The sequence below is a fragment of the Knoellia sp. Soil729 genome (genome assembly GCF_001427985.1).
Classification (GTDB): Bacteria; Actinomycetota; Actinomycetes; order Actinomycetales; family Dermatophilaceae; genus Knoellia.
Map to the genome: position 1 here is coordinate 48,715 of NZ_LMSA01000002.1, position 15,052 is coordinate 63,766.

At 70.1% G+C, this 15,052-nt stretch carries 16 protein-coding genes; 2 read left to right on the forward strand and 14 right to left on the reverse strand.

Translation table 11 applies throughout. The features are described 5' to 3' along the window. Positions 1 to 91 precede the first annotated feature (91 nt). The 7 genes from ASG74_RS17575 to ASG74_RS05145 form a co-directional block, all read right to left on the reverse strand. Positions 92 to 811 carry an HNH endonuclease signature motif containing protein gene (locus tag ASG74_RS17575; RefSeq protein ID WP_056139725.1) on the reverse strand — a complete coding sequence of 240 codons (720 nt, stop codon included), beginning with the start codon at positions 809 to 811 and terminating at the stop codon, positions 92 to 94. Between the two features lie 159 nt (positions 812 to 970). Further along, positions 971 to 1,552: a DUF222 domain-containing protein gene (locus ASG74_RS17580; protein WP_056139727.1), complete on the reverse strand. Its 582-nt coding sequence runs from the start codon at positions 1,550 to 1,552 to the stop codon at positions 971 to 973. Between the two features lie 79 nt (positions 1,553 to 1,631). Next, entirely contained in the window at positions 1,632 to 2,303 is a 672-nt protein-coding gene (locus ASG74_RS05125; RefSeq protein WP_082569537.1) for a nucleoside/nucleotide kinase family protein, read from the reverse strand. Next, the gene (locus ASG74_RS05130) at positions 2,293 to 3,072 is read right to left on the reverse strand and encodes a sulfite exporter TauE/SafE family protein (RefSeq protein ID WP_056139729.1); all 780 of its coding nucleotides are present in this window, start codon (positions 3,070 to 3,072) and stop codon (positions 2,293 to 2,295) included. The genes ASG74_RS05125 and ASG74_RS05130 overlap by 11 nt, the downstream gene beginning before the upstream one ends. Further along, a complete protein-coding gene (locus ASG74_RS05135) occupies positions 3,069 to 3,851 on the reverse strand; it encodes an HAD family hydrolase (protein WP_056139731.1) in 783 nt (260 codons plus the stop codon). Before ASG74_RS05135 ends, ASG74_RS05130 begins: the two co-directional genes overlap by 4 nt. Continuing rightward, positions 3,848 to 5,635 (reverse strand): proline--tRNA ligase, encoded by a 1,788-nt coding sequence (locus ASG74_RS05140; protein WP_056139734.1) that lies wholly within the window; start codon positions 5,633 to 5,635, stop codon positions 3,848 to 3,850. The genes ASG74_RS05135 and ASG74_RS05140 overlap by 4 nt, the downstream gene beginning before the upstream one ends. Positions 5,636 to 5,698: 63 nt before the next feature. Further along, the gene (locus ASG74_RS05145) at positions 5,699 to 6,958 is read right to left on the reverse strand and encodes an MFS transporter (protein WP_056139736.1); all 1,260 of its coding nucleotides are present in this window, start codon (positions 6,956 to 6,958) and stop codon (positions 5,699 to 5,701) included. A 23-nt stretch (positions 6,959 to 6,981) separates the two neighbouring features. On the opposite strand from ASG74_RS05145, the gene ASG74_RS17815 reads away from it, so the two are divergent. Further along, positions 6,982 to 7,512: an MGMT family protein gene (locus ASG74_RS17815; protein WP_082569538.1), complete on the forward strand. Its 531-nt coding sequence runs from the start codon at positions 6,982 to 6,984 to the stop codon at positions 7,510 to 7,512. 160 nt (positions 7,513 to 7,672) lie between these two features. After that, the gene (locus ASG74_RS05155; RefSeq protein ID WP_056139737.1) at positions 7,673 to 8,611 is read left to right on the forward strand and encodes a hypothetical protein; all 939 of its coding nucleotides are present in this window, start codon (positions 7,673 to 7,675) and stop codon (positions 8,609 to 8,611) included. Between the two features lie 43 nt (positions 8,612 to 8,654). On the opposite strand, the gene ASG74_RS05160 is transcribed toward ASG74_RS05155, so the two are convergent. The 7 genes from ASG74_RS05160 to ASG74_RS05190 form a co-directional block, all read right to left on the reverse strand. Then, positions 8,655 to 9,065 carry a DoxX family protein gene (locus ASG74_RS05160; protein ID WP_056139739.1) on the reverse strand — a complete coding sequence of 137 codons (411 nt, stop codon included), beginning with the start codon at positions 9,063 to 9,065 and terminating at the stop codon, positions 8,655 to 8,657. Positions 9,066 to 9,154: 89 nt separating this feature from the next. Further along, a complete protein-coding gene (locus ASG74_RS05165) occupies positions 9,155 to 9,508 on the reverse strand; it encodes a YciI family protein (protein ID WP_056139742.1) in 354 nt (117 codons plus the stop codon). A gap of 100 nt (positions 9,509 to 9,608) precedes the next feature. After that, positions 9,609 to 10,454, reverse strand: coding sequence for a GNAT family N-acetyltransferase (locus ASG74_RS05170; RefSeq protein WP_056139745.1), 846 nt, complete (start codon positions 10,452 to 10,454; stop codon positions 9,609 to 9,611). 89 nt (positions 10,455 to 10,543) lie between these two features. Further along, positions 10,544 to 11,704 (reverse strand): flavodoxin-dependent (E)-4-hydroxy-3-methylbut-2-enyl-diphosphate synthase, encoded by a 1,161-nt coding sequence (ispG, locus tag ASG74_RS05175; RefSeq protein WP_056139746.1) that lies wholly within the window; start codon positions 11,702 to 11,704, stop codon positions 10,544 to 10,546. A gap of 143 nt (positions 11,705 to 11,847) precedes the next feature. Continuing rightward, complete coding sequence (locus ASG74_RS05180; protein ID WP_056139749.1) at positions 11,848 to 13,212, reverse strand: M50 family metallopeptidase; 1,365 nt, start codon at positions 13,210 to 13,212, stop codon at positions 11,848 to 11,850. Positions 13,213 to 13,215: 3 nt separating this feature from the next. After that, entirely contained in the window at positions 13,216 to 14,475 is a 1,260-nt protein-coding gene (gene dxr / locus ASG74_RS05185) for a 1-deoxy-D-xylulose-5-phosphate reductoisomerase (protein WP_056139752.1), read from the reverse strand. Beyond that, the gene (locus ASG74_RS05190) at positions 14,472 to 14,984 is read right to left on the reverse strand and encodes an acyl-CoA thioesterase (RefSeq protein WP_235498828.1); all 513 of its coding nucleotides are present in this window, start codon (positions 14,982 to 14,984) and stop codon (positions 14,472 to 14,474) included. Before ASG74_RS05190 ends, dxr begins: the two co-directional genes overlap by 4 nt. Between the last annotated feature and the right edge of the window lie 68 nt (positions 14,985 to 15,052).

A 15,052-nucleotide genomic window follows, 5' to 3' on the forward strand; every position in this document is an offset into this window, starting at 1 on the left:
TGAAGGGGCCGTTTTGTCAGGTGCGGTTCGGGTTGACGAGAGGCCCGCGTCGTCAGGCGGCCCAGGAGTGGCCTTCGTAGGCGTGGTCGAGCTAGTCGCCGAACTGTTCAGCGAATCGCTCCTGCTCCTCGGTGAGCTCCAGGTGGTAGCCGATGTCGGCGTCACTTCCGGGCTTGGGGTGGTCAGCTCCGGGCGGTGGGACCCAACCCTCACCCAGGATCGGGGGTGCGGTGGAGTCGTGAACCCGCCCGGTCGGGGTCGTGATCCGCACCGAGTGCGAGCCCATCCCGTCGAGGCCGGTCGACCGCACCCGCACGTGCCAGCCGTCGAGCTCCTTGACCAAGTTGTGCCGTTGGCACAGCCCCTGACCGTTGTCGGCGTGCGTGGTCCCGCCGTCGTGGACGGCCCGGGCGTGGTCGGACTGGATCGCGGGGGCATCGCACCACGGGACACGGCACGTCGGGTCCCGCAGCTCCAGGAAACGACGCAACCCGCCCTCGAACCGGCGACGCACCGAGTCCAGGGCCACGAGGTCCCGCCCGGTCGGGTCGGTGAAAAGGCGCCGCAACCACACGAACGCCGTGTTGTCCGTGGTGTCACCGGCATGATCGAGATGGGCGGCGATGTGGGCGCGGGCTTCGGCACCGGGCATGGCACCCCAGCCGGGGATGACCGCCACATCATCGACCGGGGCCTTGCCGCCGAATGCTGCGGGCAGCAGGACACGGTCCGTCATGACCAGGTTGACCTCGACAGGTTGCGGCTGGTCCTTGGCCCGACCGCTGAGGAGCTCCAGGGCGCGGTCACACAACCACGCACCCTTGCCACGGTCATCCGCGCGGGCGGCAGCAGCGGCGGCGTCCCACTGCTCACTCGGGAGGTCGGGATCGATGATGTGGCGGCGCTTCTCCTCCGCGGTGAGGGCGACGTGGGCTCCGATGATGTCCTTGACCGGTCCCAGGATCGACAGCTAGGCCATCCCGTCCGCCGCAGCGCGCACGCTCATCCGCCGTGAGGCCACGGCGCGACGGTTGCGTGCAGCCAGAGACTCCGCATCCAACCTCGCACCAGCCCTGCGGGCGGCACCAGCCAACTTCTTGTCACCCATGGTTGCCAGTTTCGGGGCGAGCTGCTTGTCGACCTCGCGGCGGTGTTCCACGCTCAGGCAGGCTGTCTCTCGCACCATGAGCATCGCTCGCCGCTCGCTGATCTCCCCACGGGTGAGCGCGGCCATCGTCTCGGGCATCTCACCCACAAGAGCCTTGGCGACCCCGACGTTCTGGTCCGCCAAACTCGGGGAACACCGCCGCGCCAGAGCCAGGTCGGCGCGCACACTGCGCGAGTCCTCACTCAACGCCTCACGATCGATGACCGCAGCGGCCGTCAGTCGGGCCTGCGCCGCAGCCGCCGCGCCCTTGAGCGCCTCCAACGCCGCGACGCTATCGAGCCGCTGCTTCTCGGTCACACCCTCGGCATCAACCGACGCCAACCACGACACGAGAGAGGTCACCTGCGCTGCAGGTTCGTCGCCTCGAATCGCGATCGTTTCCATGTCCCCAAACCTACAAGCCAGCACTGACAGCCACTCCGTTCGGCATCCAGCACCGTTGCACCACAGGGGCATGCGGAAGTCAGCCCTCGCGGACGACCACACCGTCCAGCAGCACGACGTCCGCCCGCTCCGCTCCCCCGTCGACCAGCTGCGCGTTCGCCTCGTCGGACCGCAGCACCCACTGCGTGGCGTCGACGACCTCACGCCCCGTCCCCACATGGCGTGAGACGAGCCGCTCCACCCGGACGTCACCGTCGAGGGCACACCACCAGACCTCGTCGAGCAGGTCCGTGACCCCCGTCCAGTCCCCCGACCCGAGCAGCAGGTAGTTGCCCTCCGTCACCACCAGGTCCGCCTCGACCGGGACGATGCAGGAGTGCGGGACCGGCTCCCCCACGACGTGGTCGAAGCTCGGGGCGGCGACGACAGCGCGAGGCTCGGCGCGCACGGACGCCAGCACACCGGCATACGCCACGGCGTCGAACGTGTCGGGGGCACCCTTGCGGTCTCGTCGGCCCAGCGACTCGAGGGTCGCGTTGGTGAGGTGGAAGCCGTCCATCGGCACGTGCGCGACCCGACCGGACAACGCGGGGTATGCCGTGACGGCCGTGAGCAGCCGAGTCACCAACGTGGTCTTGCCGGCTCCCGGCGGTCCAGCGATCCCCAGGACGGCGCGCCGTGGTGCGACCCGGGCCACGAGGGCCTCGAGCCGGCCCACCAGGTCCTCGACGGAACGCGACTCACCAGACACCGAGCACCTGTCCTCCGATGCGGATCGTGAACGCGGCCACCACGACGACGAAGATGACGCGGACGAAGCCACTGCCCCGCGACACCGCGGTGCGAGCTCCGACGTAGCCACCCGCGAGGTTGGCCATGGCCATGACCGCACCAATCTTCCACATGACGTGGCCACCGGGGGCGAAGACGGTCAGGGCGCCCAGGTTGGTCGCGAAGTTGGCGATCTTGGCCTTGGCGCTGGCCTCGAGGAACGCGTATCCCATGAGCCCGACCAGCGCGAACACCATGAACGACCCGGTCCCCGGCCCCAGCGCCCCGTCGTAGATCCCGATGACGAAGCCGACGGCCATGGCCGTGACGGTGTGTCGCGTGCCGTCCCACCGCAGCGCGGTCTGGGTGCCGAGCGTCGGTTTGAAGAGCGTGTACGCACCGACCGCCACAAGCATGACGAGGATGATGGGGTTGAACGCCGACTTGGGGATGTGCAGGCCGATCAGTGCACCACCGATGGCCCCGAAGTAGGCCACCCCCGCCATGGGAAGGGCGGTCCGCAGGTCCGGCCTGACCCGGCGCCAGTAGGTCGTCGCGCTCGCCACCGTGCCCGCGATGGACCCGATCTTGTTGGTCGCGAGGACCTGGGCGGGGCTTGCCCCGGGGAAGCCCAGGAGCAGAGCCGGGATCTGGATGAGTCCCCCACCACCGACGACCGCGTCGACCCAGCCCGCGACGAAGCCGGCGAGTGCCATGAGCGCATAGGTCGTCAGTTCGGGATCGCTCATTCCCCGGAAGCGCCTGCCCAGCGGTCGACGATGTCGAGGATGTCGAGCAGCTCGTGGGCCACGGCGTCGGGGGTGACGTCGACGTCGACCTGCTGGTCGACGGGGATGTCCGAGTGCGGCACCCAGATGGCGCGCATCCCGACCTGCTGGGGACCGTGGATGTCCTCGAAGGGCCGGTCACCGACGTAGGCCGCGCACTCCGGCTCGACACCGAGGGCGTCGCACGCAGCGCGGAAGGCGTCGGCGTGCGGCTTCACCACGTGGATCTCGGAGGAGTAGATGTCGGCGTCGAGCAGGTCCAGCACACCGTCGCGCGCGAAGACCTCGCGGTGGTACTCGCGCGACCAGATCGTGTTGGACAGCACGCCGATGCGCAGGCCCCTGTCCCGCAACCCCTCCCAGAGCGGACGGACCTGTTCGTCGGTGTGGGTGTGCGGCTCCCAGAAGCCCCGGTAGGCGGCGAGGGCCAGGTGGTGCCGGTCGTGTGCCGGGTCCACGCCCGCGACGTCGAGGATCGCCTCGAGGGAGGAGCTCGAGTGGTCGGTCCGGCCACGCTTCCACGCCTCGCCCTCGGCCTCGAGGATGCGCAGCGCGAGGGAGTCGGCCTCGGCCAGCTCCTCGGGAGGCATCTCGCTCGAGTCGACGGGGATGCCGTGCACCTGGCGCGCGAACACGCGCCACTGCTCGGGCAGGTCGACCTCGTGCCACGGCGTGAGCGTGCCGCCCCAGTCGAAGACCACCGCCTCGAGGGGTCGAGGGGAGCCTGCGGCCGCACTCACGCGGAGTCCCCGCGCACCTCGGCCAGCACCTCGTCGAGGGCCGAGTCGACCGCGACCTCGCGGCGTTCGCCGGTGCGGCGGTCCTTGATCTCGATGACGCCGTTCTCGAGCGACTTGCCGACGACGACGATGGTCGGGATGCCGATGAGCTCGGAGTCCTTGAACTTCACGCCGGGGCTGACCTTCTCGCGGTCGTCGTAGAGGACCTCGAGGCCGTGCGCCTCGAGGGCGGCGGTGAGCTCGTCGGCCTTGGCGAAGACGGCCCCGTCGCGCTCACGGTTCTTGCCCGTGGCCACGACGTGGACGTCGGCGGGGGTGACGGCCCGGGGCCAGCACAGCCCCACCTCGTCGAGGGTGTCCTCCGCGATGGCCGCGACGGCCCGCGAGACGCCGATGCCGTAGGAGCCCATCGTCACGGTGACGAGCTTGCCGTTCTCGTCGAGCACCTTGAGGTCGAGCGCCTCGGCGAACTTGCGGCCGAGCTGGAAGATGTGGCCCATCTCGATGCCACGTGCCGTGTGCAGCACGCCGTTGCCGTCCGGGCTGGGGTCCCCGTCACGGATCTCGGCGGCCTGGACGGTGCCGTCGGCGGTGAAGTCGCGACCGTGGACGAGGTCGAGCACGTGCTTGCCGTGCTCGTCGGCGCCGGTGACCCACGCGGATCCCTCGGCGATCGACGGGTCGAGGAGGTAGCGGATCTTGGACTCCCGCTCGGCACCGAGCACGCCCGGACCGATGTACCCCTTGGCCAGGACCGGGTTCGCGGCGAAGTCCTTCTCGTCGAAGGCTGCCACCTCGGCGGGCGCGACGTGGGCCTCGAGTCGCTTGGGGTCGACCTCGCGGTCGCCCGGCACGCCGATGGCGAGCGGCTCGCGGGTGCCGTCGGGGTGCACGAGCATGACGATGACGTTCTTCAGGGTGTCGGCCGCGGTCCACTCCCGTCCGTCACTGCGCGCGTGGTGGGCGTTGAGCGCGGCGACCAGCGACTCGATCGTCGGGGTGTCAGGGGTGTCCTCGACGTGCGCGGCCGGCACGCCCGAGGCGTCGACGCCGGCAGCCTGGGGCACGACGACTGCCTCGACGTTCGCGGCATACGTGCCGGCGTCGTTGCGGACGAAGGTGTCCTCGCCGATCGTGCTCACGGCGAGGAACTCCTCGCTCGCCGAGCCGCCCATGGCACCGGACATCGCGGCGACGATGACGTACTCGAACCCGAGCCGGTCGAAGATCCTGATGTAGGCCGCGCGGTGCGCCTGGTACGACGCCTCCAGACCCTCGTCGCTGACGTCGAACGAGTACGAGTCCTTCATGATGAACTCGCGCCCGCGCAGGAGCCCGGCACGCGGACGAGCCTCGTCGCGGTACTTGTTCTGGATCTGGTAGAGGCTGAGCGGCAGGTCCTTGTAGGAGCTGTACATGTCCTTGACGGTGAGGGTGAACATCTCCTCGTGCGTCGGCCCGAGCAGGTAGTCACCACCCTTGCGGTCCTGGAGCCGGAAGATGTTGTCGCCGTACTCGGTCCACCGGTTCGTCGCCTCGTAGGGCTCACGCGGCAGCAGCGCGGGGAAGGTCAGCTCCTGCGCGCCGATCGCGTCCATCTCCTCGCGCACGATCGCCTCGACCTTGCGAAGGACCCTCAGCCCCAAGGGCAGCCACGTGTAGATGCCGGGAGCGGCACGGCGCACGTAGCCGGCACGCACGAGGAGACGGTGGCCCGGCAGCTCGGCGTCGGCCGGGTCCTCGCGCAGGGTTCGCAGGAAGAGCGAGGACATGCGCAGCGCCACGGGAAGTCTCCAGGTGTCAGTGAGGGGGAACTCGCCAAGGATAACGACGCCGGTGTATGCCGTTCACCCGCATTCCGCGTGGCTCGCCGTGGGTGCCGCCCGCCGCAGGGCCGGCACCCAGGTGAGCAGGGCCGCGCACCCGTTGGCCAGGGCGACGACGACCAGGGCTGTTGGCACTCCCGCACGCGACGCCACCTGCCCGGAGAGGAGGACCCCGAGGGTCGCTCCCCCACCCCACGAGATCGTCCTCGACGCGGTGCTGACCCGCGAGAGCAGTTGCTCGGGGATGACCTGCATCCGGTAGGTCACCGTCGCCGAGATGACCAGCACGTGAAGCACTGCGTAGGTGACGTAGACCGCGAGCGCCGGTCCGTAGCGGTCGAGCCGGCTCAGCACCCCGAGCAGCACCGTCATCACCGGGAAGAGGACCTGCGCGAGCCGGATGGCACCGAAGCGGCGGCTGAGCCGGGGCATGACGAGCGAGGCGGCGAACGCCCCGGCCGCCCAGCCGCCGAAGAGGAGGCCGAACCGCCAGCCGCTCGTGCCGACACCGAGGACCCGGTCGGCCCAGGGCACGATCAGCCCCAGGAGGGCGGCGGCCGAGCCGGCCCCGAAGAAGGCGACCATCGCCAGCGGCCACAGGGTGGGGTGCCTGCGCAGGAAGTGCAGGCCCTCGCGGAGGTCGGCCCACAGGACGGTGGGCGTGACGGGTGCCGCGCGGTCGCGCACACCGTTCAGGGCGGTCCTGATGGCCCGCACGAGCAACAGGCTGCCGAGGAACGACAGCACGTCGACGACGAGCAGCGTCGCCGGGGACCAGATCGCGAGGGCAAGTCCGGCGGCGGCCGGCATCGCGACCTCCAGCACGCCCTGCGTTCCCCAGATGCGGGCGTTGGCGTCCGGCAGTCGCAGGCGGCCCACGAGCGACGGAAGCGCTCCGGCACTGGACCCGTCGAAGAGGACGGCGGCTGATGCCGAGGCGAAGGCGGCGGCATACACATGGGGAAGCGTGAGCACGCCGGCGACGTGCGCGATCACAAGGCTCGCGATGGCCGACGCGCTGACGAGGTCCGCGGCGATCATGATGCGACGCCGGTCGAAGCGGTCGCCCAGCACGCCGCCGGCCAGCCCGAAGAAGGCCATCGAGAGCGTGCTCGTCGCCATGAGCGCCGAGGTGAGCGCTGGCGAGCCGGTGAGCTGGTAGATGAGCACCGGCAGCGCGACCGCCGTGACGGAGGAGCCGATCATCGTCACCGCGCGTGAGGCCCAGTAGCGCAGGAAGTCGCCGTGCCGCCACAGGCTCGGGGCGGCGGTCTGGGTCACTGCGCCAGCCTAGGCTGGCCGCCATGGCGAGCGAGCTGACGATCGAGCGGGTGCTGACCCTGGTCGAGCTGGTGCCGCGCGGGCGGGTCGTGAGCTATGGCGACCTGGGCGCCATCGTCGGGATCGGGCCGCGCCAGGTGGGTTCGTTTCTGCGCCACCACAGCGACGGGCTGCCGTGGTGGCGGATCACCAACGCGTCGGGTGACCTGCCGGCGCCCCTGCTCACCCAGGCCATACCGCACTGGGCGGACGAGGGGATCCTCCTCAAGCGCAACGGCCTGGGCTGCCGGATCGCCGACTACCGCGCGGACCTCGACGCCCTCGCCACCGCCTACCGGCAGCGGATCGCCGACACGCTCGCCACGATGGGGACACCGCTGCCGACGACGAGCGCCCCGGCCGCTCGAGCCCTTGCCTCGGCCTCGATCACCACCCTCGAAGAGCTGAGCGAGTGGCGTCGTGCAGACGTCGCCGGCCTGCACGGCATGGGCCCCGAGGCGCTCGGCGTCCTGGACTCAGCGCTGCGTGATGCCGGCCTCGGGTGGAGGCGATGACTCGATGCCCGACGTCGGCGTCATGGTCATGCCGGACGCGTCGGATGTGACGCGTTCGGCATGACCTTGGCTGTCCACAGGTGAGTGGACCGGCCCGCGCTGTCCACAGGTCACGCTCCGCGGCCTTGTCCACCGAGGACGTCCCCCGCAGGGTCGCTGCATGCCCTCACCCAGCCCTTCCCGGCGCGCCACCGTGGCCGAGGCGATTGCCCTCGACCACGGAGGAGTGGCCCATCGGGCCGAGCTGCGACGCCACGGCGTGGACCGCCATGCCGTCCGGACGGAGGTCCGCTCCCGGCGGTGGGAGGTCGTGGGCAGGCACACCGTGCGAGTCCTCTCCGTCCCCGAGGCGCCGGCCGCCGCGTGGTGGACGGCGGTCTGGGAGTCGGGCTCCGGTGCCGTGCTCGACGGGGCCGCTGCCTTGGTGGCCCAGGGCATGACCGGCTTCACGCCCGACCTCATCGACGTCTCGCTTCCCAGGGCGTCGACGCGCTTCGACGTGCCGGGGGTGCGGCCGCACGTGTGGCGTCAGCTCCCACCCACGATTCGCGCCGGGGTGCCACGAGTGCGTCCCGAGCAGGCCCTCATCCATGCCGCTCAATGGGCACGCACCGACCGGCAGGCCGCACTCGTCATCTGCCTGCCCGTCCAGCAACGGCTGGTGCGACCCGCCGCTGTGCTCGCTGCGTGGGCAGAGGTGACGCGATCTCCACGACGAGCGTTCGTCGGGCACGTCATCGGCGACGTCTGCGACGGGGCCCACTCCCTCGGTGAGCTCGACTTCACCACGTGGTGCCGGCGCTACCGCATCCCTCCTCCGCGCCGGCAGGTGGTGCGCGTGCTGCCCTCGGGTCGGGCCTACCTCGACGCCGAGTGGGAGGGACTCGTGGTCGAGATCGATGGTGGCCACCACCTCCTCGGCATGAACCCGCTCGATGACGCACTGCGCTCCAACGACGTCGTCATCGAGGGTTCGCGGGTGCTGCGGCTCCCCGTGCTCGGGCTGCGGCTCGAGCCCGAACGGTTCATGATGCAGGTGAAGCTCGCGGTCGAGCGTTACGTCATGCCAAACGCGTCACAGATGCCGCGTCTGGCATGACCGGGATGGGGTCCGGGCTCTGTGGCACCGACCGAACCAGCCGTCAGTGGCGACCGGCGGCGCGCAGTGCCGTGCGGATGAGCGGCCACTGCATCGGCAGGCGCGCGATCGTCGCCGCGAGGAAGGCCTTGGACCCGGTGTCCCCCTTGCGCTGGGCCCGCTTGGCATGGTCGGTGCTCATCTTGACGTTGCCCGGGAACACCGCGACGAGGAGCACGGCGCTGGCCAGACCCGCGGCCTTGCGGGTGCGCGGGTGCAACAGTCCCACCCCGCAGACGATCTCGGCGACACCGCTGACGAAGACCAGCTCGCGGCGGCGGGGCAGTGCGTCAGGCACCATCCCCTCGAACGTCTGGGGCCGCACGAGGTGGGTGGCTCCCGAGCTGAGGAACAGCGTCGCCAGCCCGATGGTGGCCTTGTCGAGCGGCGGGATCGTCCGCGGGGTCACTGGCATGCCGTCATCCTGTCAGGGGTCACACACCTGTGACCGGGAGCAGTTGCGCCAGCTGGCGTTCATGGAGCCATGCGGTCGACGGTGGTTGTTCAGCCCTCGAAGGGCCACATCTCCCGCACCTCGATGACCCCACCGTGCGCCATGGAGTGCCCGGACGCGATCTGCACGGCCTCCTCCATCGAGTCGCACTCGAGCACGTCGAAGCCGGCGATCAGCTCGCTGGTCTCGGTGAACGGCCCCTCCGTCAGCACGACTTCGCCGCTGCGCACGCGGACGCTGCGGGCCTCGGACACCGGACGCAGCCTCTCCCCCATGACGTACTTGCCGGCGTCGTTGGCCGCCCGCCACCACTGCTCGACGTCGGGTGCCCCGTCACGGTCCGCCTGCGAGGGCGGCTGGGGCGAGTCGGCGCGGTCGCGGCAGACGAGCATGAGGTACTGCATGGGAGGTCCTTCTTTCGTTGGGGTCATGGGCGAACTTCACCTCGATGACGAACGGGGACGGCCGTCATCGACAGAGCGAGCCGAGAAGTTTCGAGCCCGCTCAGAGCAGGACCGTGGTGAAGTCGCCGACAGGGGTGAGGCCCAGTCGCGCATAGGTCGCGAGCGCCGGGGCGTTGAAGTCGTTGACATAGAGCGAGACCATCGGCGCCGGCCCGGCCATCACCTGCTCCATCACCGAGGCGAGCATCGGTGCCGCGAGCCCCTGCCCGCGCAGGTGCGGCGCCAGCCACACCCCCTGCAGCTGGGCGCACCCCAGGGCCAGCGACCCGACGTCCGTCTTGAAGATGACCTCGCCATCCTCGACGACGACATAGGTGTGGCCCTGCGCGATGAGCGCCGCGAGCGACCCGCGATAGCCGCGGCTGTTGCCGGAGTAGGGCGCATAGCCGATTTCTGCGGTGAACATGTGCACGGCCGCCGGGAGCACGAGGTCGAGCTCCTCGGCCCGGGCCAGCCGCACCCGCGGATCCATGTCGACGCCCAGGACCGACGGCGGGGTGGACGTCGAGAGCAGCGGCTGGTGGGAACGCACCGCCCGGGGCGCTCCCCAGTGCGGCTCCAGCGCGTTCCACAGGTCGACGACCTCGTCGCGCGAGCCCAGCAACGATGCGACGCGACCGCGCCACCGACGCATGCGCTCGGCATACAGGGCTCGTGAATCGGCCGACGTCTCGACGGGGACCACGTTGGCGCTGGCCCAGCACACCGAGGTGAGGCGACCGTCCTCACGCACGCCCATCGCCGAGGAGACCGATCCGGTCCTGACGGACTCGAGGATGCGCGCGGCGACGAAGACGTGCGCCGCGACATTGCGCGAGCAGAGCTCGAGGGCGTCGTCGACGTCGGTTCTGGTGAGCGACCTCACCGGGGTGCGGGTGCGAAGCACGTGCTCAGCCTAAGCGGCGAGCACCCTTCTCACCGGCAGTTGTGAGTCCCTTTGCCGACAGCACGTATGCCGCCCGCCCGCCGAACGCGTCAGCTGACCGTGACGCTCGGAGCACCTGCGGACGCCTCGTCCATGGGCTCGCCCATCTCGTCGGCGATGCGCATGGCCTCCTCGATGAGCGTCTCGACGATCATCGCCTCGGGCACGGTCTTGATGACCTCGCCCTTGACGAAGATCTGGCCCTTGCCGTTGCCGGAGGCGACACCGAGGTCGGCCTCACGGGCCTCGCCGGGGCCGTTGACGACACAGCCCATGACGGCCACCCGCAGGGGCACGGTCATGCCCTCGAGGCCTGCCGTGACCTGCTCGGCCAAGGTGTAGACGTCGACCTGGGCGCGACCGCACGACGGGCACGACACGATCTCGAGCTTGCGCGGCTTGAGGTTGAGCGACTGCAGGATCTGGTTGCCGACCTTGACCTCCTCCACCGGAGGGGCGGAGAGGGAGACACGGATGGTGTCGCCGATGCCCTGGGAGAGCAGCGCCCCGAAGGCGGTCGCCGACTTGATGGTGCCCTGGAAGGCGGGACCGGCCTCGGTGACGCCGAGGTGCAGGGGCCAGTCGCCCCGCTCGGAGAGCATCTCGTAGGCGCGGACCATGACGACGGGGTCGTTGTGCTTGACCGAGATCTTGAAGTCGTGGAAGTCGTGCTCCTCGAACAGGCTGGCCTCCCACACCGCGGACTCGACGAGCGCCTCGGCGGTGGCCTTGCCGTACTTCTGGAGCAGGCGCGGGTCGAGCGAGCCGGCGTTGACGCCGATGCGGATCGAGACACCCGCGTCCTTGGCGGCCGCGGCGATCTGCTTGACCTGGTCGTCGAACTTGCGGATGTTGCCCGGGTTGACCCGGACCGCGGCGCAGCCGGCGTCGATGGCGGCGAAGACGTACTTGGGCTGGAAGTGGATGTCGGCGATCACCGGGATCTGCGACTTGCGCGCGATCGCGGGCAGTGCCTCGGCGTCGTCCTGGCTCGGGCACGCGACGCGCACGATGTCGCAGCCGGTCGCCGTGAGCTCGGCGATCTGCTGGAGCGTGGCGTTGATGTCGGTCGTCGGGGTGGTCGTCATCGACTGCACCGAGATGGGTGCGTCGCCGCCGACCTCGACCTTGCCGACCTTGATCTTGCGGGTCTTGCGGCGCGGAGCCAACACGGGGGCGGGCAGGGACGGCATACCGAGACCAACAGTCATGTCATCCATTATCACGCACGCAACCGACACCCCCGAACGCCGCACCCACCTCGCCCTGCGCACGTTTCTCACCCAATTCCCCCGAAATGCACAGACACGCCGGTGCACAACCCGGGAATTGGGTGAAAAACGTACGGAACTGGTCAGCCGCCGAGGTTGATGGGGTTGACCAGGTCCGCATAGATGAGCAACGCCGACATCACCAGCAGACCCAGCGACACGGCATACGCGACCGGCAGTGCCTTGGCGACGTCGACGTGACCGGGGTCGGGCCTGCCGCGCAGGCGGGCCCAGCCCTTCTTGGTGCCCTCCCAGAGGGCGCCGGCGACGTGGCCGCCGTCGAGTGGGAGGAGCGGGATGAGGTTGAAGACGAAGAGCATGAAGTTCAGCGAGGCGATGAGCATGACCAGGAACCACACCTTGTCGCCCCACGACTCCCCCACGAAGCTGTCGAGCTTGCCCGCGGAGACCTCGCCCGCGACCCGCCCGACACCGACGACGGACATGGGGCTCTCGACGTCACGCTCCTGGCCAGAGAAGGCGGCGTTCCAGACGCCCACCATCTTCTGCGGGATCCGGAAGGTCGCTCCTGCCGTGCGCCAGAGGTTGTCGCCGATGATCCCCGGCACCGCCGTGACGGGCTGGGTCTCGTAGTCGAGCACTGCTCCCGAGGACACACCGAGGTAGCCGGTCTCGATGACCTTCTGGGTCCCGTCCTCGGCGAGGATCGGCTGTCCCTGGTCGTCGTAGGCGGGCAGGGTGTTGAGGATGGGCGTGACCGTGAGGGTCTGCTCGGCACCGTCGCGCACGACGACGATCGAGGTGGGCTGGTCCACGCGAGGGCGCACCAGGCGGCCGACGTCGGCGGAGGACGTGACGGCCTCACCGTTGATGGAGCGGATCTCGTCACCGGGCAGGATGCCGGCGGCGTTCGCCGGGGTCGGGGGCGCGTCGGCGCAGCTCGGGTCGGTCTGCGCCTGCTCGACCGTCTTGACGCACTGCGCCACGCTGGCGACCCGCGCGCCGTCCTGCACCGCCAGCATGCCGTGGGCGGTGACGAGGATGGTGAGGAGCACGGTACCGATGACGAGGTTCATGAACGGGCCGCCGAGCATGACGACGACCTTGTGCAGCACGGGCAAGCGGTAGAAGACGCGCTTGTCGTCTCCGGGACGCAGCTCCTCGAGGGAGGCCTTGCGTGCCTCGTCGGCGAGCTGGCTGAAGCGTCCCGTCGACGAGACGCGGACCATGGCCGGGTCCTCGCCGGCCCGCGGAGGGAACATGCCGATCATCCGGATGTAGCCGCCCAGCGGGATGGCCTTGATGCCGTACTCGGTCTCGCCACGCCGCCGCGACCACACCGTCGGCCCGAAGCCGACCATGTACTGGGTGACGCGCACGCCGAACCTCTTGGCCGGCACGAGGTGACCGATCTCGTGCAGGGCGATGGACGCGGCCACGCCGAAGGCGAGGACGAGGACGCCCACCACGTATGCGAGAACGGTCATGAGTCAGTGCACCTCGGTGTGTCGCGGTCTTGGCGTCTGGGGCTCGAAGGCTGACAGACCCAGCTCGGCAGCGGCCTGCCCCCGGGCCCATGCGTCAGCGCCGAGCACTCCCTCAACGGTTGACGCGTCGAAATCACTCCCAGTATGCGCGTCGGCATGGACATCGACCACACGCTTCACGGAGTCGACGATGTCGACGAAGCCGATGCGGCCCTCATGGAAGGCGTCCACCGCGACCTCGTTGGCGGCGTTGTAGACGGCTGGGAACGTCCCACCGGCCTCCCCCACCTGCCGGGCCAGTCGCACCGCCGGGAACGCCTCGTCGTCCAGCGGCTCGAACTGCCAGGACTGCGCCCTGGTCCAGTCGCACGGCACGTCGACGTCGTCGAGGCGCTCGGGCCACGACAGTCCCAGGGCGATCGGCACGAGCATCCGCGGTGGTCCGAGCTGGGCGATCGTGGATCCGTCACGGAACTCGACCATCGAGTGGATCTGCTGCTGCGGGTGGACCACGACGTCGATGCGGTCGTAGGGGATGTCGAAGAGCAGGTGCGCCTCGATGACCTCGAGCCCCTTGTTGACCAGGGTCGCGGAGTTCGTCGTGATGACCCGCCCCATCGAGAAGTTGGGGTGCGCGAGCGCCTGCTCGGGGGTGACGTCCGCCAGCTCGGCGCGTGTGCGGCCACGGAACGGTCCGCCGCTGGCCGTGACGACCAGCCGGCGCACCTCCTCGGCGCGCCCGCCACGCAGTGACTGTGCGATGGCGCTGTGTTCGGAGTCGACCGGCACCAGCTGGTCCGGTCCGGCAGCGCGCTTGACCAGCTCGCCACCGATGATGAGTGACTCCTTGTTGGCGAGCGCGAGCGTGGAGCCGGCCGCGAGGGCAGCGAGGGTGGGACGCAGCCCGATGGAGCCGGTGATGCCGTTGAGGACGACATCGGCACCGACCCCTGCGGCCGTCTCGGCCGCTTCGTCCCCGACCACGATCTGCGGTGCGTATGCCGGCCCACGCAGGGCGTGGGACCCGCGCCCCGGGCTCGCGGCATACGCCGCGATCGCGGAGCGCACGTCGTCGGCCGAGCCGGACGCCATGGCGACGAGGGGGACCTCGAAGTCGACCGCCTGGCGGGCGACGAGGTCGATGTTGCTGCCCGCGGAGAGGGCGACGACGATGAAGCGGTCACGGTTGCGGCCGATGACGTCGAGCGCCTGGGTGCCGATCGACCCGGTGGAGCCGATGAGGGCAACGGTGCGTGCGGTCATGCCTGCACCTCGGTCTCGCTCTGCTCGGGTGCCCGGGAGGCCTCGATGGCGGCGCGCATGGCGAGGCGGTGCTGGCGCCGGATCTCGGCCTCGCGGAAGCGCCGCCTCTCGTCGGGAGTCTGGAGGTCGAGCGCCGGGATGGACTTGGGCTTGCCGTCGGCGTCCACCGCGACGAAGACCAGGTAGGCACTGGAGACGTGGACGCGCTCGGTGATGGAGTCCCAGCGGTCAGCCTCGACGCGTACGCCGATCTCCATCGAGGAGCGGCCGGCCCAGTTGAGCTGTGCACTCGTGTGGAGGATGTCGCCGACGCGCACGGGCGTGAGGAAGCTCATCTCGTCCATCGCTGCGGTCACGGCCGGGCCTCCCGCATAGCGGTTGGCGACCACCCCCGCGACGTTGTCGACCGCCTTCATGAGCGTGCCCCCGTGGACGTTGCCGAGGAGGTTGACCTCGGTGGCGCCCATGATCGCGGAGAGGGTCACTACGGTCTCGCTGGGTGTCGTCACACCGCCCATCCTGCCAGCGTCGGTGCAGTGCTCCGGGTGCCCGGGTCCGCCCCGACGCTGGCTGCCAG

Coding starts and splice junctions, on each gene's coding strand:
- ASG74_RS17580 (WP_056139727.1), bottom strand. CDS start 1,552: ATGGAAACGATCGCGATTCGAGGCGACGAACCTGCAGCGCAGGTGACC.
- ASG74_RS05130 (WP_056139729.1), bottom strand. CDS start 3,072: ATGAGCGATCCCGAACTGACGACCTATGCGCTCATGGCACTCGCCGGC.
- ASG74_RS17815 (WP_082569538.1), top strand. CDS start 6,982: ATGGCGAGCGAGCTGACGATCGAGCGGGTGCTGACCCTGGTCGAGCTG.
- ASG74_RS05155 (WP_056139737.1), top strand. CDS start 7,673: ATGCCCTCACCCAGCCCTTCCCGGCGCGCCACCGTGGCCGAGGCGATT.
- ASG74_RS05160 (WP_056139739.1), bottom strand. CDS start 9,065: ATGCCAGTGACCCCGCGGACGATCCCGCCGCTCGACAAGGCCACCATC.
- ASG74_RS05165 (WP_056139742.1), bottom strand. CDS start 9,508: ATGCAGTACCTCATGCTCGTCTGCCGCGACCGCGCCGACTCGCCCCAG.
- ispG (WP_056139746.1), bottom strand. CDS start 11,704: ATGACTGTTGGTCTCGGTATGCCGTCCCTGCCCGCCCCCGTGTTGGCT.
- ASG74_RS05180 (WP_056139749.1), bottom strand. CDS start 13,212: ATGACCGTTCTCGCATACGTGGTGGGCGTCCTCGTCCTCGCCTTCGGC.
- dxr (WP_056139752.1), bottom strand. CDS start 14,475: ATGACCGCACGCACCGTTGCCCTCATCGGCTCCACCGGGTCGATCGGC.